General features: G+C 68.7%; 14 protein-coding genes and 1 riboswitch. Of the genes, 11 read left to right on the top strand and 3 right to left on the bottom strand.

From position 1 onward, the window contains the following. Positions 1-1446 carry a cobyric acid synthase gene (locus RBB31_RS14355; RefSeq protein ID WP_306129989.1) on the bottom strand — a complete coding sequence of 482 codons (1446 nt, stop codon included), beginning with the start codon at positions 1444-1446 and terminating at the stop codon, positions 1-3. A gap of 64 nt (positions 1447-1510) precedes the next feature. Then, a complete protein-coding gene (cobO, locus tag RBB31_RS14350) occupies positions 1511-2134 on the bottom strand; it encodes a cob(I)yrinic acid a,c-diamide adenosyltransferase (RefSeq protein WP_306129988.1) in 624 nt (207 codons plus the stop codon). A 33-nt stretch (positions 2135-2167) separates the two neighbouring features. Beyond that, positions 2168-2368, top strand: a riboswitch (cobalamin riboswitch). 76 nt (positions 2369-2444) lie between these two features. On the opposite strand from cobO, the gene RBB31_RS14345 reads away from it, so the two are divergent. Genes RBB31_RS14345 through cobJ form a run of 7 tightly spaced genes read left to right on the top strand, consistent with a single transcriptional unit; the run spans position 2445 to position 10383 of the window. Beyond that, entirely contained in the window at positions 2445-2822 is a 378-nt protein-coding gene (locus RBB31_RS14345; protein ID WP_306129987.1) for a DUF1636 domain-containing protein, read from the top strand. Continuing rightward, positions 2819-3871, top strand: a complete 1053-nt coding sequence (gene cobW / locus RBB31_RS14340; protein WP_306129986.1) for a cobalamin biosynthesis protein CobW — start codon at positions 2819-2821, stop codon at positions 3869-3871. Before RBB31_RS14345 ends, cobW begins: the two co-directional genes overlap by 4 nt. 3 nt (positions 3872-3874) lie before the next feature. Beyond that, positions 3875-7150: a cobaltochelatase subunit CobN gene (gene cobN / locus RBB31_RS14335; RefSeq protein ID WP_306129985.1), complete on the top strand. Its 3276-nt coding sequence runs from the start codon at positions 3875-3877 to the stop codon at positions 7148-7150. Beyond that, positions 7147-8277 (top strand): cobalamin biosynthesis protein CobG, encoded by a 1131-nt coding sequence (locus tag RBB31_RS14330; RefSeq protein ID WP_306129984.1) that lies wholly within the window; start codon positions 7147-7149, stop codon positions 8275-8277. The genes cobN and RBB31_RS14330 overlap by 4 nt, the downstream gene beginning before the upstream one ends. Next, positions 8277-8906, top strand: a complete 630-nt coding sequence (locus tag RBB31_RS14325; protein ID WP_306129983.1) for a precorrin-8X methylmutase — start codon at positions 8277-8279, stop codon at positions 8904-8906. The genes RBB31_RS14330 and RBB31_RS14325 overlap by 1 nt, the downstream gene beginning before the upstream one ends. Continuing rightward, on the top strand, positions 8903-9634 hold the full coding sequence (locus tag RBB31_RS14320; RefSeq protein ID WP_306129982.1) for a precorrin-2 C(20)-methyltransferase: 732 nt from the start codon (positions 8903-8905) through the stop codon (positions 9632-9634). The genes RBB31_RS14325 and RBB31_RS14320 overlap by 4 nt, the downstream gene beginning before the upstream one ends. Continuing rightward, the gene (gene cobJ, locus RBB31_RS14315) at positions 9631-10383 is read left to right on the top strand and encodes a precorrin-3B C(17)-methyltransferase (RefSeq protein WP_306129981.1); all 753 of its coding nucleotides are present in this window, start codon (positions 9631-9633) and stop codon (positions 10381-10383) included. Before RBB31_RS14320 ends, cobJ begins: the two co-directional genes overlap by 4 nt. Here cobJ and RBB31_RS14310 read toward each other — a convergent pair. After that, a complete protein-coding gene (locus tag RBB31_RS14310) occupies positions 10356-11105 on the bottom strand; it encodes a cobalt-precorrin-6A reductase (RefSeq protein WP_306129980.1) in 750 nt (249 codons plus the stop codon). The genes cobJ and RBB31_RS14310 overlap by 28 nt on opposite strands. On the opposite strand from RBB31_RS14310, the gene cbiE reads away from it, so the two are divergent. The 4 genes from cbiE to RBB31_RS14290 form a co-directional block, all read left to right on the top strand. After that, positions 11104-12288 carry a precorrin-6y C5,15-methyltransferase (decarboxylating) subunit CbiE gene (gene cbiE, locus RBB31_RS14305; protein ID WP_306129979.1) on the top strand — a complete coding sequence of 395 codons (1185 nt, stop codon included), beginning with the start codon at positions 11104-11106 and terminating at the stop codon, positions 12286-12288. The two genes, RBB31_RS14310 and cbiE, sit on opposite strands and share 2 nt — an antisense overlap. Next, a complete protein-coding gene (locus RBB31_RS14300; protein ID WP_306129978.1) occupies positions 12285-12641 on the top strand; it encodes a cobalamin biosynthesis protein in 357 nt (118 codons plus the stop codon). The genes cbiE and RBB31_RS14300 overlap by 4 nt, the downstream gene beginning before the upstream one ends. Further along, positions 12638-13441, top strand: a complete 804-nt coding sequence (gene cobM / locus RBB31_RS14295) for a precorrin-4 C(11)-methyltransferase (protein ID WP_306129977.1) — start codon at positions 12638-12640, stop codon at positions 13439-13441. Before RBB31_RS14300 ends, cobM begins: the two co-directional genes overlap by 4 nt. Continuing rightward, positions 13438-14150 (top strand): cobyrinate a,c-diamide synthase (locus tag RBB31_RS14290; protein WP_306129976.1); only part of this gene is annotated, 713 nt, incomplete at its 3' end. The genes cobM and RBB31_RS14290, both read left to right, overlap by 4 nt.

Raw genomic sequence — 14150 nt, 5'->3', positions numbered from 1 at the left:
TCACTTGGCCAGCGCCAGAAGGCCCGCGACATCCAGATGCGCCTCAAGATGCGCCGCCAGTTCATCCAGCGTGCGCTCCACCATGGCCAGGTACCCCAGGTCAGACGCATCTGCCCCGTTCGAGCCAAGCCAGGCCGCGCGGAACCTGTCGTCGCCGAACATGCCATGCAGATAACTGCCCGCCACGCGACCATCGGCAGACACCGCCCCCTCGTCCATACCAGCCACCCTGGCGAAAGGTCTCGCGCGGTCCGGGCCGTCGCTGCGGCCGATGTGAATCTCGTAGCCGGCAAACGGCAGGTCCAGCCCCACGTGGTGCGCGTCGACCTGGGCCAGGCTCTTGTCGCCCCCCATGACCGTCTCGATGTCCAGCAGTCCAAGCCCCGGCGTGTCCCCCGGCGGCCCCTCGATTCCGTCAGGGTCAGAGACCATGCGGCCCAGCATCTGGTAGCCGCCGCAGATACCCAGCACGCGGCCACCCCTCCTGTGATGCGCCAGAAGGTCGATGTCCCATCCCTGCCGGCGCAGAAATTCCAGATCGCCACGCGTCGATTTCGAGCCCGGAATGATCACCAGATCGGCGTCGCACGGCAGCACTTGTCCCGGTTGCAGCATCGTGACACGCACGCCCGGCTCCTGCGTCAACGGGTCCAGATCGTCGAAATTCGCGATCCGCGACAGTTGCAGGCAGACGATATGAAACGCGCCCTGGATCGGGCTGTCGGCAATATCCAGCGCGTCCTCCGCCGGCAGCCGCCACGCCTCGGGAAACCACGGCGCCACGCCATAGCCGCGCCACCCCGTGCGCGCCTCGATTTCCCTGTAACCATCCTCGAACAGCGCCGGATCACCGCGGAACTTGTTGATCAGAAACCCCCCGATGCGCGCCGCATCCGCCTCCGGCAAAACCGCCTGCGTGCCTATGATCTGCGCGATGACGCCGCCGCGGTCGATATCGCCACACAGGACCACGGGCACGTCCGCCGCCTCGGCAAACCCCATATTCGCGATGTCGCCCTTGCGCAGGTTGATCTCGGCGGGCGAGCCTGCGCCCTCGACGATCACGAGGTCATGCTGTGCGCTGAGCCGGGCAAAGCTGTCCTGCACCGCCGCCGTCAGCGTCGGCTTCAGCCTGGAATACTCCACCGCCTTCGCCGTGGTCAGACGCTTGCCCTGCACGATCACCTGTGCGCCCACATCCGTTTCCGGCTTCAGCAGAACCGGGTTCATGTCGGTGTGCAGCGCCACCCCGCAGGCCATAGCCTGAAGCGCCTGCGCGCGCCCGATCTCGCCGCCATCATCCGTCACGGCGGCGTTGTTCGACATGTTCTGCGGCTTGAACGGCGCCACGCTCAGGCCCCGCTGCCGCGCCGCCCGGCACAAGCCCGCCACCAGCATCGACTTGCCGACATTCGACCCCGTACCCTGGATCATTATCGCAGGCATGGCCGGCCCCCGTCACATGGTATCGCCGCCGGGCACCTCACCTCGCCGGCCACGACGGAACGCATCAGAACTCCACGCCTTTCTGGGCCTTGATCCCGTCCCGGAAGGGATGCTTGACCAGGTTCATCTCGGTCACGAGGTCGGCGGCCTCGATCAGTTCGGGCTTGGCATTGCGCCCCGTCAGGCAAACATGCGTCATCGCCGGTTTCTCGTGCAGCAGGAAATCCACGACCTCGTCGATATCGATATAGTCATAGCGCAGCGCGATGTTGATCTCGTCCAGCAGCACAAACTTCATCTCGGGGTCGCGAATCTGCTCTTTCGCGATGCGCCAGCCATTCTGCGCCGCGGCGATATCGCGTTCCCGGTCCTGCGTCTCCCAGGTGAATCCTTCGCCCGAAATGAAGAATCGGCATTCGTCCGAGAACCGATTGCGCAACATCTCGGCCTCTCCGGTCACCCAGTTGCCCTTGATGAACTGCACCACCGCGCAGGGCATCCCGTGCGCGATGCAACGCAGAATCATCCCGAATCCAGAAGACGACTTGCCCTTGCCCGGCCCGGTATGGACCATGATCAGGCCTTTCTCCTCGGTCTTGTCCGCCATCATGCGGTCGCGCGCGGCCTTTATCTTCTTCATCTTCGCGTTGTGGCGTGCGGTCTTTTCCGCGTCAGACGGGTCGGACATGGGACGTCTCCTTGACACAAGGTGGGTTTTCGCAGCATGTCGCACCGTGTTGGTGCCTGTGTAAACAGGTGAAAAGGGAATGTGCAGCGCAACGCGCCAGGCACAGCCGCCCCCGCGACCGTGAACCGGGAAGGTTTCCACCGCCACTGGCGCAATGCCGGGAAGGCCGGAAACCGTGGGCTCAAGGGCCCGAAACCGCAAGCCGGGAGACCTGCCAACCAGAAGGAAAATACGGACCGGACGGGGTGTGCCGGGCTCGGATGCGTGGCCACCCGCCACTCCCGCGCGCACCCCTGATATTGGAGGATACATGAGCACGCCCATCGAGCTTCTGATCTGCATCAAGTGCCGCAAGGGGCAGGAGCTCCCCGAGGACGAGCGCCGCCCCGGCCAGCGCCTCTATGAGGAGGTCACGGCGCGTGCGCTGCCCGACGGCGTCACGGTGACGCCCGTGGAATGCCTGCAAAACTGCGACGCGGGCTGCACCGCCGCCATGCGCGGCGGCGATCGCTGGACGTATCTGTACGGAAATCTCGATGAAACGTCGCATCCCGACATGCTGCTGGAAGGGGCGGTCCTCTATCAACAGACCGACGACGGGCTGATCCCATGGCGCCAGCGCCCCGAACACTTCAAGCGCAACTGCGTTGCGCGCATCCCACCCCTGACCGCAAAGGCTGACCAATGACCGATCTCGCGAAACTTCCCGTCACCGTCATCACGGGCTTTCTGGGCTCCGGCAAGACGACGCTGGTGCGCCACCTGATGCAGAACCCCGGCGGCCGTCGCCTGGCCGTCGTCGTCAACGAATTCGGCGATGTCGGCGTCGACGGCGACATCCTGAAAAGCTGCGCCATCCCCGATTGCCCGGCGGAAAACATCATGGAACTGGCCAATGGATGCATCTGCTGCACCGTGGCCGACGATTTCATCCCGACCATCGAGGCGCTGATGGCGCTCGATCCGCGCCCCGATCACATCCTGATCGAAACCAGCGGGCTGGCCCTGCCCAAGCCTCTGCTCAAGGCATTCGACTGGCCCGACATCCGTTCCAAGATCACCGTCGACGGTGTCATCGCCCTCGCCGATGCCGAGGCCGTCGCCGCAGGCCGTTTTGCCCCCGATGTGGCCCGGGTCGACGCCCAGCGCCTCGCAGATGACAGCATCGACCACGAGACCCCGCTGTCCGAGGTGTTCGAGGACCAGATCTCCTGCGCCGACATCATCCTGCTGACCAAGCCCGACCTTGCCGGCCCCGAAGGCGTGGCCAAGGCGAAGGAGGTCATTGCCGCCGAAGCCCCCCGCCCGCTGCCCGTGGTCGAGGTCGCCGAGGGCGTCGTCGATCCCCGCGTGATCCTCGGGCTGGAAGCCGCCGCCGAGGATGACATGGACGCCCGGCCCAGCCACCACGACGACCATGACGATCACGAGCATGACGATTTCGAATCCGTCGTCATCGACATCCCGGAACTGGGCGATCCCGCCGATCTGGTCAGCCGCATCGAAGACTTGGCCAACAGCCAGAACATCCTGCGCGTCAAGGGCTATGCCAGCGTCGCCGGCAAGCCGATGCGCCTTCTGGTGCAGGCCGTGGGCGCGCGCGTGCGCCATCAATACGACCGCCCGTGGAAACCCGACGAGGCCCGCCGCGGGCGTCTCGTGGTCATCGCCGAGCATGACGACGTGAATGCCGACGCGATCCGCGCCGTCCTGGCGCCGGCCGAGGCGGCCGAGTAACCGATGCACGTCGTCTTCCGCGAAAGCCACGGTCTGGAAGAAACCGACACCCCGACCGACCTGGGTCAAAGCCCGGCGGACCTGGTGGTGCTGTCGTTTTCCGACAGCGACCTTGGCGCCTTCGCGGAAGGCTGGCATCGGCGGCGCGACGGCCTGCCCGGCCTGCGCCTGGCAAACCTCACCGCCCTGCGCCACCCGCTGTCGGTCGACACCTATGTCGAACAGACGCTGACCGGGGCCAAGGGCATCCTGATCCGGCTCATCGGCGGGGTGCCCTACTGGGAATACGGGCTGCAGCAGGTCCTGGCCCTGGCGCAGGAAAAAGGCATCGCGCTCGCCGTGCTGCCCGCCGACGGCCGGCCCGATCCCCGGCTCGACGCCTATTCCACCCTGCCCGTCTCGACCCTGCGAAGGCTGGCCGAGCTTTGCGACAACGGCGGCAGTATCGCGGCACAGGCCGCGCTGCAACAACTGTCGCTGGCCGCGGGCCTATACGCCGCGCCGGTGCGCGGGGCCAAGGTGCTGCCCATGGTGGGCGCCTGGACGCCCGAGCACGGTGCCTGCTGCCCGCTCGCCGACCTGCCCGTCACCCAGACGCGCATCCTGATCGTCTTTTACCGCTCCTACGTGGTGGCCGCCGACCTCGCCCCGATCGAGGCGCTGATGCAGGCCTTCCAGGCGCGGGGCCACCATGTTCGCGCCCTCTTCACTCCGTCCCTCAAGGCCCCCGAGGCGGCGGGCTGGCTGCGCCGGCAGGTGCAGGCCTACGGCCCCCACGCCATCGTCAACGCCACCGCCTTTTCCGGCAAGGGCGATGACGGCACCTCGCCGCTCGACGCGGGAGGCGTGCCGGTCTTTCAGGCCGCCTTGGCCACCTCCACCCGCGACGCCTGGGACGGCTCCGAACGCGGCCTGTCGCCCGCTGACCTTGCCATGCATGTCGTCCTGCCCGAGGTCGACGGCCGCCTGACCGGCGGCACGATCTCGTTCAAGGAACCGGGCAAGCGCGATCCGGACCTCGAATTCTCCCGCTTTGCACACCGGGCCGAGCCGGACCTGACCGCGGCGCTGGTTTCCCGCGTGCAAGGCTGGCTCGACCTCGCCGCCACGCCCGCCGCGTCGCGTCATCCGGCGATTATCCTCTCCACCTATCCCGGCAAGGATTGGCAGATGGGCCACGCCGTGGGCCTCGACGCCCCCGCCTCGGCCCGCGCCATCCTGTCGGACCTGCGCGACGCGGGCTACACGCTGGACGCGACACCGGCGGCACTGGAAGACCGCCTGCTGGCGCGCGACATGCGCCTGCCGCTTGCGGACTACAAGACGCTGCTGGCGCGGCTCCCCACCCCTCTGCGCGAGGATCTCTACCTGGCCTGGGGCCGTCCCGAGGACGACGCCGACGCGCAGGACGGGGAATTCCGTTTCGCCGCCCTCCGCCTCGGCAACGCCATCGTCGCGCTGCAACCCGAGCGCGGCACGCCCAAGACCCGCGACGATGACTACCACGACCTGTCCCGCGTGCCCCGCCACGCCTATGTCGCCTTCTACCTCTGGCTCCAGACCGAAGCCGACGCACTCGTCCATATCGGCGCGCATGGCACGCTTGAATGGCTGCCGGGCAAGGCCGTCGCCCTGTCGCCCGCCTGCTGGCCCGAGGCGCTGACCGGCGCGCTGCCCGTCATCTACCCCTTCATCGTCAACGACCCCGGCGAGGCTGCGCAGGCCAAGCGCCGCATCGGCGCCGTCACCTTGGGCCACGTGCCCCCGCCGATGCAGGCCAGCGCCGCGCCCGACCGCCTGTCGACGCTGGAATCGCTGCTTGACGAGTTCTCCACCGCCGACGGGCTCGACCCCCGCCGCCGCGACCGCCTGCAGGCCGATATCCGCGCCGAGGCGCAGGCCCTCGGTGTCGAGGACGATCTGGGCCTCGACCGCGCCACATCGACCGCCGAGGCGATCACCCGCATCGACCGCTTCGTGTGCGACATCAAGGAAAGCATGTTCGGCGACGGGCTGCACATCTGGGGCCGACCCGATACCGACGCGGAACCGATGCAAAACAGCGCCCTGGCCGAGCGGCAATCCCTGCTCGACGCGCTCGACGGACGCCGCATTGCGGCGGGCCCCTCCGGCTCGCCCTATCGCGGCCGCGACGACGTGCTGCCCACCGGGCGCAACCTCTACACCACCGATCCCCGCTCTGTTCCCACGCGGGCCGCACACTCCCAGGGCGTCAGGCTGGCCGAGGAACTGATCCGCCGCCACCTGCAGGAAGAAGGCGACTGGCCCCGCGGCCTGATCGTCGATCTCTGGGGCTCCGCCACCATGCGCACGGCCGGCGAGGAATTCGCCATGGCCCTGCATTTGTTGGGCGTCAAGCCGGTCTGGGACAAGGGCTCGGAACGGGTCTCGGGGCTGGAGGTTCTGCCCATCGCCGAACTCGACCGCCCCCGTATCGACGTCACCCTGCGCGTCTCGGGCCTTTTCCGCGACGTTTTCCCGACGCTCTCTGGCCTCTTCTCTCAAGCCGTGCGCGCCCTCGAACAACGCGACGAAGCCCCCGACTGGAACCCCTATGCCGGTCACGCCTCGGGCGCACGCGTCTACGGCCCCGCCCCCGGCAGCTTCGGCCTCGGCATGGGCGCCGCACCCGAAACCTACACCGCAGAGGCCCGCAGCCAGGCGGGCGAGGCGTGGCTTTCCGCCTCCGCCTGGGCGCTCGACGGCGACGAGGCCACGCGCGACGATGCCGGCATCCGCGCCCGGGTCGAAAACGCCGACAGCTTCGTCCACCTTCAGGACCTGCCGGAAACTGACCTTCTGCTGGCCGCCGACTATGCCACGCACGAGGCCGGGTTTGCCGCCGCGCAATCTGTCACCGGCGGGCACGCCGCGCTTTACCATCTCGACAATACCGATCCCAACCGCCCCCGCGCCCGCACGTTGCCCGAGGAAATCGCACGCGTCGTCCATGCCCGTGCCACAAATCCCGGCTGGATCGCGGGCATGAAGCGGCATGGCTTCCGGGGCGCCGCCGAGATCGCCGCCACGCTCGACCACATGGCCGCCTTCGCCCATCTCGCACAGGTCGTCGGCCCGCATCTCTTTGACGCGTACCACGACGCGACCCTGGGCGACCCCGACACCGACGCCTTTTTGCGCGAGGCCAACCCCGAAGCTTATGCCGCCATGCAGGACCGGTTCCGCGCCTTGCTCGATGCCGGTCTTTGGCAGACCCGCCGCAACGCCATCTTGGCCGGGCTGGAAGACAGCGCATGAACGGTGCCGCGCCCCCGATCGTCAAGGGCTGGTGCCCCGGCGCGCACCGCCCGATGATGTCGGGCGACGGGCTGGTCGTGCGCGTGCGGCCCTTCAGGGGTGAGCTGAGCAAGGCGCAGGTTCTGGCCCTGTGCGACCTGTCGCAGCGTTACGGCAACGGCGTGATCGACCTCACCTCGCGGGCCAACCTGCAACTGCGCGGCGTCACCGAGGCCGACCATCCAGCCCTGCTTGGTGCCCTCGACACGCTCGGCCTTATAGATGCAGACCCCGCCATCGAGGGTCATCGCAACATCCTTGTCCCGGCCCGGCGCGATGCGGGCGGGCTGACCGACCGGCTCTATGACCGGGTCCTCGCCACCCTTCCTGACCTGCCCGACCTGCCTCAGAAGATGGGCTTTGCCATCGACACCGGGCCAGCGGCATGTCTGGTCGACGGCTCGGCGGATTTCCGGTTCGAGCGGGACGCCTCCGGCGCGCTGCTCCTGCGCGCCGACGGCGCCGCCAAGGCCCGCCCCGTGACAGAGGCCTCGGCCACATTCGCCCTTCTGGACCTCGCCCACTGGTTCACCGAGACCGGCGGCCACGCGTCGGGCCGCATGGCGCGGCATCTGGCGACGCACCCCCTTCCACAAGATTGGAATGTCGCAGAACCGCGCATGCAGTCCGCCCCAAGCAATCCCGGCCCCGTACCCGAAGGATTCATCCTCGGCGCACCATTCGGCAAACTGGCCGCCGCCGATCTACAGACCCTGCTGGAAACCAGCGGCGCATCGCACATGCGCCTGATGCTGAACCGTCTCTTCCTGCTGGTGGACGGCACGCCCGGTGACACGCCCTTCGTCACCCAACCCGGCAATCCGCTCATGTCCGCCCACGCCTGCCCCGGCGCGCCTTTCTGCCCGCAGGCGACCGTTTCCACCATGGACACTGCCCGCGATCTGGCTGGCCGCGTTTCCGGCACCCTGCACGTCTCCGGCTGCGCCAAGGGCTGCGCCCTTCCCCGCGCCGCCGACACGACCCTGACCGGACGCGACGGACGTTTCGACCTTGTCCGCAACGGAGCGCCGTGGGACACACCCTGCGCACGGGGCCTCAGCCCCGAAGACCTGAACGAGACCCTTTGATGCCATACGAATACGAAAAGGACGGCGCGGCCATCTACCGCGAAAGCTTCGCCACCATCCGGGCCGAAGCCGCGTTGTCGAGGTTCGACGCGGATGAAGAACCCATCGCCGTCCGCATGATCCACGCCGCCGGCATGGTCGGGCTGGAAGAGCATGTGCGCTTCTCCCCCGGCTTCGCCCGCACCGCCCGTGCCGCGCTGGAGAATGGCGCGCCGATCTTCTGCGATGCCCGCATGGTATCTGAGGGTGTCACGCGCAGCCGCCTTCCCGCCGACAACGAGGTGATCTGCACCCTGCACGCCGACGGCATCGTCGAGCGTGCGCGCGAGATGGGCAACACGCGCTCTGCCGCGGCACTGGAACTGTGGCGCCCGAAACTGGCCGGGGCGCTCGTGGCCATCGGCAACGCGCCCACCGCGCTTTTCCATCTTCTCAACATGCTCGAAGACCCGGACTGCCCGCGCCCGGCGGCCATTATCGGCTGCCCCGTCGGCTTTGTCGGCGCGCGCGAATCGAAGGATGCGCTCTGGGCCGATCAGCCGGTGCCCTGCTGCATCGTCGAGGGCCGGCTGGGCGGCAGCGCCATCACCGTGGCCGCCATCAACGCCATCGCGAGCCGCGCGGAATGAGCACGCCGGGCACGATCTGGGGCGTGGGGCTCGGTCCCGGCGACCCCGAGCTTCTGTCGGTCAAGGCCGACCGCCTGCTGCGCGGCGCGCGGCACGTCGCGTTTTTCCGCAAGGCGGGGCGGCAGGGACAGGCCCGGCGCATCGTCGAGGGGATGCTGCGCGCCGACGTCACCGAGATCGCCATGGAATACCCCGTCACCACCGAAATTCCGCTGACCGATCCGCGCTACAACGAAATGCTGTCGGCATTCTACCAGACCTGCACCGACCGCTTGTGTGCCTTGTCCAAGGCAGGCGAGGACGTGGTGATCGTCTGCGAAGGCGACCCGTTCTTCTACGGCTCTTTCATGCACCTGCATTCACGCCTGCGCGACGACTGCCCGGTGCAGGTCGTCCCCGCCATCACCGGCATGTCCGCCGCATGGACGGCCACGGACGCGCCGATTACCTGGGGTGACGACATCCTCTCCACCCTGATGGGCACCCTGCCCGAGGACACGCTGGTCGAACACATGACCCGCGCCGACGCGCTGGTGGTCATGAAGATCGGCCGCAACATCGATAAGATCCGCCGCGCCCTGCGCCGGGCGGGCCGGTACGATGCGGCGTGGCTGGTCGAATACGCCTCGATGCCCAACCAGACAGTGCAACGCCTGTCCGAGGCCGAGGACAAGATCACGCCCTATTTCTCGATTATCATCGTGCACGGGCAGGGCCGGCGCCCATGACGGGCAGCGTCGTCATAGCAGGCCTCGGCCCCGGCGCCGACGACCTGGTGACGCCCGAAGTCACCGCAGCGCTCGCGCAGGCCACCGACGTGGTCGGCTACATTCCCTACGTCGCCCGCGTGTCCGAACGTCCCGGGCTCACCCTGCACCCGTCCGACAACCGTGTCGAGCTGGACCGCGCCCGCCACGCGCTTGAGATGGCGGGCGAGGGCAAGCGCGTGGTCGTGGTATCTTCGGGCGATCCGGGCGTCTTCGCCATGGCCTCCGCCGTGTTCGAGGCGGTCGAGGCCGGCCCGGCCGAATGGCGTAACCTTGATATCCGCGTCCTGCCCGGCATCACCGCCATGCTGGCCGCCGCCGCGCGCGCCGGCGCGCCCTTGGGGCACGATTTCTGCGCCATCAACCTCAGCGACAACCTCAAGCCCTGGGCGCTGATCGAAAAGCGCCTGCGCCTCGCGGCAGAGGCGGATTTCGCGATGGCCTTCTACAATCCACGGTCGAAATCCCGGCCCGAAGGCTTTGCCCGGACACTGGACATCCTGAACGACGCCTGCGGCGACGACCGCCCGGTCATATTCGCCCGCGCCGTCAGCACCCCCGAGGAAACCTTGCAGGTCGTGCCCTTGTCACGCTGCACACCCGAGATGGCCGACATGCGCACGGTCGTCCTTGTCGGCAACTCCACCACCCGGCTGATCGAGCGGCGCGGCGCGCCCCTCGTCTACACCCCGCGCGCGGTCTCGCCATGAAGCCAGTCCAGCACCTCTTCGACGTCATGCGCCTCGGCACGGGCCGGGATGGCGGGCCGGTCGATCATGACCACCGGAAGGCGAAGCTTCCGCGCCGCGACGATCTTGGCCTGCGCCCCCGTGCCGCCCGCGTTCTTCGACACCACCAGTTCGGTGCCATGCGCCCGCATCAGTGCCAGGTCGCCCTCCACCTCGAACGGACCGCGGTCGATGACGACCTGCGCCTTTGGCAGCGGCAACCGATCCGGCGCATCGACCAGCCGCAACAGGTAGTCGTGCTGCGGCTGCGCGGCAAAGGCGGGCAGGTTCATCCGCCCCAGCGCCAGGAAAACGCGCCTCGGCCGACCGGACAGCGCAGCCACCGCGCCATCCATATCCGGCACATGGATCCAGCGATCCTGCGCCCCGGCCTTCCACGGCGCCCGTGTCAGCGCCAGCAGGGGCAGGTCCAACGCATCACAGGCGTCAACCGCATTGGCGCTCATCTGCGCGGCGAAGGGATGGGTCGCGTCGATCACATGGGTCACGCCTTCCGCCTTGAGATGGGCAACCAACCCGTCCACACCGCCAAAGCCGCCAATACGCACCGGCAGGGGCTGCTCCGCGGGGGACTTGACCCGTCCCGCAAGGCTGATCGTGGCGCGCACGCCCCGCGCGGCCAGCGCCTGCCCCATCCGCATGGCTTCGGTCGTGCCGCCCAGCAGCAGAACGGTCGGTGTCATGTCTGAGGCTCCGTGGCTGACGATCATCGGTCTGGGCGAAGATGGCCCGGACGGCCTGTGCGCCGCAAGCCGATCCGCGCTGGAGGCGGCGGAAATCGTCATGGGACCCGAGCGGCACCTGTCACTGATCGAGACGCCCGCCCGCACGATCCCCTGGCCCGTGCCCTTTGCCAAGGGGGTCGAAGACCTGCTGGCCCTGCGCGGCACGCCCTGCGTCGTCCTGGCCTCGGGTGACCCGTTCTGGTTCGGCGCGGGCACGACGATCACCGGGCATCTGGATCCGTCCGAATGGCGTGCCTATCCGGGCCGGTCGACGTTTTCTCTCGCCGCGAACCGCCTCGGCTGGCCGCTCGACCGCACAATCTGCACCGGCCTGCACGCGGCGCCGCTGACCCGCCTGCGCCCGCACCTGGCCCCGCGCGCGCGCCTGATCGTCCTGCTGCGCGACGGCGACGCGGTGACAGAGCTTGCGACCTACCTGCGCGACACCGGTTTCGGCACCTCAAAGGTCTCCGTGATGGAGGCACTGGGCGGCCCACGCGAACGTATCACGCACGACACCGCCGAGGCCTTGTCCGGCGACTTCGCCCACCCGGTCTGCACCGCGGTCGAGGTTGCGGGCGACGGCCCGGCCCTGCCCCGCGCCAGCGGCCTGCCCGACACACTCTTCGAAACCGATGGCGTCATGACCAAGCGTCACATCCGGGCGCTGACTCTTTCGGCATTGGCCCCGAAACCGGGCGAGCACCTGTGGGACATCGGCGGCGGCTCGGGCAGCATCGGGATCGAATGGCTGCTCTGCGATCCATCCCTCACGGCCAGCGTCGTCGAGCCCCGCGCCGACCGCATCGCGCTGATCAACGCCAATGCCCGCGCGCTCGGCGTCGACCGCCTGCATGTGGTCCAGGGCACGGCCCCCGCCGCCCTGAAAGACCTGCCGAAACCCGACGCCGTCTTCATCGGCGGCGGTCTTTCCTCCGACCTTCTGACCTTTGTCGAAGGACTGAAAGACGTGCGCATCGTCGCCAACGCGGTCACCCTGGAATCAGAGGCGCTTCTGGCCGATGCCCACGCCCGCCGCGGCGGCGAACTGCACCGCTTCGAAGTGGCGCAAGCGCAACCCATGGGGCGCAAACGCGGTTGGGCGCAGGCTTACCCGATCACGCAATGGAGCTTTCCATGATCGTCGCCGGCATGGGCTTCACCACACGCGCCACACGCACATCGTTCCGCGATGCCCTGGCCCGGACCGGCGGCACGCCCGATGCGCTGGCCACCGCGCAGGACAAGGCCGATCAACTGGCGCCCTTCGCCCGCGAACTTGGCCTACCCCTGCACGCCATACCGCCCGAAGACATGACGCGACAAGCCACGCAGAGCACCTCCGCGGCGTCCTTGCGCGCACGCGGCACCGGCTCGGTCGCCGAAGCCGCGGCCCTCGCCGCCGCAGGTCCCGGCGCGACGCTGCTGGCCCCCCGCTGCATTTCAACCGACCGCATGGCCACCTGTGCCCTGGCCAAAGGAAAGACCCCATGACCGTTCACTTCATCGGCGCCGGTCCCGGCGCGCCCGATCTTCTGACCCTGCGCGGCCGCGACATCATCGCGTCCTGCCCGGTCTGCCTTTACGCCGGCTCTCTGGTGCCCGAGGCGGTGCTGTCGCATTGCCCGGAAGGCGCGCGTATCGTCAACACGGCCCCGCTCGATCTCGACCAGATCATCGCGGAGATCCAGACCGCCCATCGGGCCGGGCACGATGTCGCCCGCCTGCATTCCGGCGATCTTTCGGTCTGGTCGGCCATGGGCGAACAGATGCGCCGGCTGCGGGCGCTCGACATCCCCGTGTCTGTCACACCGGGCGTACCGGCCTTTTCCGCTGCCGCCGCGGCACTGGGCGCGGAACTGACCCTGCCCGGCATCGCGCAATCCGTCGTGCTGACCCGGACGCCCGGTCGCGCCTCCTCGATGCCCGCGGGCGAGACGCTCGCCAATTTCGCCGCCACCGGCGCGACGCTGGCCATTCACCTGTCGATCCAGAACCTCGACACCGTCACCGCCGACCTCACCCCGGCCTACGGCGCCGACTGTCCGGTCGCCGTGGTGTACCGCGCCTCCTGGCCGGATCAGCAGATCATCCGTGGCACGCTCGGCGATATCGCCTCCCGCCTGGGCGAGGACATCACCCGCACCGCGCTGATCCTGGTAGGCCCCGCGCTTGCCGGCGAAGGGTTCGACGACTCCTGCCTCTATGCCGTGGATTACGACCGCCGCTACAGGCCGCAAAGCGCCGACAGCCCCTGGTCGAACTGGACCCCGGAAAGCGAAGGCACGTCATGAGCGCCGGCCTGCTGATCTCCGCGCCATCCTCGGGCACCGGCAAGACGACCGTGATGCTGGGCCTGCTGCGGGCGCTGGCCGAGGACGGTCTGAATGTACAACCCTTCAAGTCCGGCCCCGATTACATCGACCCCGCCTTTCACAAGGCCGCCTGCGGGCGGGACAGCTTCAACCTCGACGGCTGGGCCATGGGCGAGGGCCTTTGGCAGGCCATCGCGGGGCAGGCCGCAGGCGCGGATATCTGCGTGGCCGAAGGCTCGATGGGGCTCTACGACGGCGTCGCCACGCGCGGCCAGCAAGGCTTCGGGTCAAGTGCGGAAACCGCGCTGGCCATGGGCTGGCCCGTGGTACTGGTGCTCGACGTGGGCGGCCAGGCGCAATCCGCCGCCGCCACGGCGCTGGGGTTTCGGCAATACATGCCCGACCTGCCCTTTGCCGGGGTCATCCTCAACCGATGCGCCTCGCCCCGCCACGAACGGCTGACCCGGCTGGGCATGGACCGCGCCGGCTTGCCCGTGCTGGGTGTCCTGCCCCGGCGCGGCGACCTGACACTGCCGGAACGGCACCTGGGGCTGATCCAGGCGGTCGAGCATCCCGACCTCGACGCCGCCATTGCCGGCTATGCCGCCTTCCTGCGCGAGAATGTCGATCTTGACGCGATCAGATCCGCCGCCCGCGGCACCCCCCTGCCCGCGCCCGCCGCATTGCC

The sequence above is a fragment of the Roseovarius sp. MMSF_3350 genome (assembly GCF_030733425.1).
Classification (GTDB): Bacteria; Pseudomonadota; Alphaproteobacteria; order Rhodobacterales; family Rhodobacteraceae; genus Roseovarius.
Note: the sequence above shows the minus strand (reverse complement) of the source record. Positions and strands in the feature narration are given on the sequence as shown.

Coding starts and splice junctions, on each gene's coding strand:
- RBB31_RS14355 (WP_306129989.1), bottom strand. CDS start 1,446: ATGCCTGCGATAATGATCCAGGGTACGGGGTCGAATGTCGGCAAGTCG.
- cobO (WP_306129988.1), bottom strand. CDS start 2,134: ATGTCCGACCCGTCTGACGCGGAAAAGACCGCACGCCACAACGCGAAG.
- RBB31_RS14345 (WP_306129987.1), top strand. CDS start 2,445: ATGAGCACGCCCATCGAGCTTCTGATCTGCATCAAGTGCCGCAAGGGG.
- cobW (WP_306129986.1), top strand. CDS start 2,819: ATGACCGATCTCGCGAAACTTCCCGTCACCGTCATCACGGGCTTTCTG.
- cobN (WP_306129985.1), top strand. CDS start 3,875: ATGCACGTCGTCTTCCGCGAAAGCCACGGTCTGGAAGAAACCGACACC.
- RBB31_RS14330 (WP_306129984.1), top strand. CDS start 7,147: ATGAACGGTGCCGCGCCCCCGATCGTCAAGGGCTGGTGCCCCGGCGCG.
- RBB31_RS14325 (WP_306129983.1), top strand. CDS start 8,277: ATGCCATACGAATACGAAAAGGACGGCGCGGCCATCTACCGCGAAAGC.
- RBB31_RS14320 (WP_306129982.1), top strand. CDS start 8,903: ATGAGCACGCCGGGCACGATCTGGGGCGTGGGGCTCGGTCCCGGCGAC.
- cobJ (WP_306129981.1), top strand. CDS start 9,631: ATGACGGGCAGCGTCGTCATAGCAGGCCTCGGCCCCGGCGCCGACGAC.
- cbiE (WP_306129979.1), top strand. CDS start 11,104: ATGTCTGAGGCTCCGTGGCTGACGATCATCGGTCTGGGCGAAGATGGC.
- RBB31_RS14310 (WP_306129980.1), bottom strand. CDS start 11,105: ATGACACCGACCGTTCTGCTGCTGGGCGGCACGACCGAAGCCATGCGG.
- RBB31_RS14300 (WP_306129978.1), top strand. CDS start 12,285: ATGATCGTCGCCGGCATGGGCTTCACCACACGCGCCACACGCACATCG.
- cobM (WP_306129977.1), top strand. CDS start 12,638: ATGACCGTTCACTTCATCGGCGCCGGTCCCGGCGCGCCCGATCTTCTG.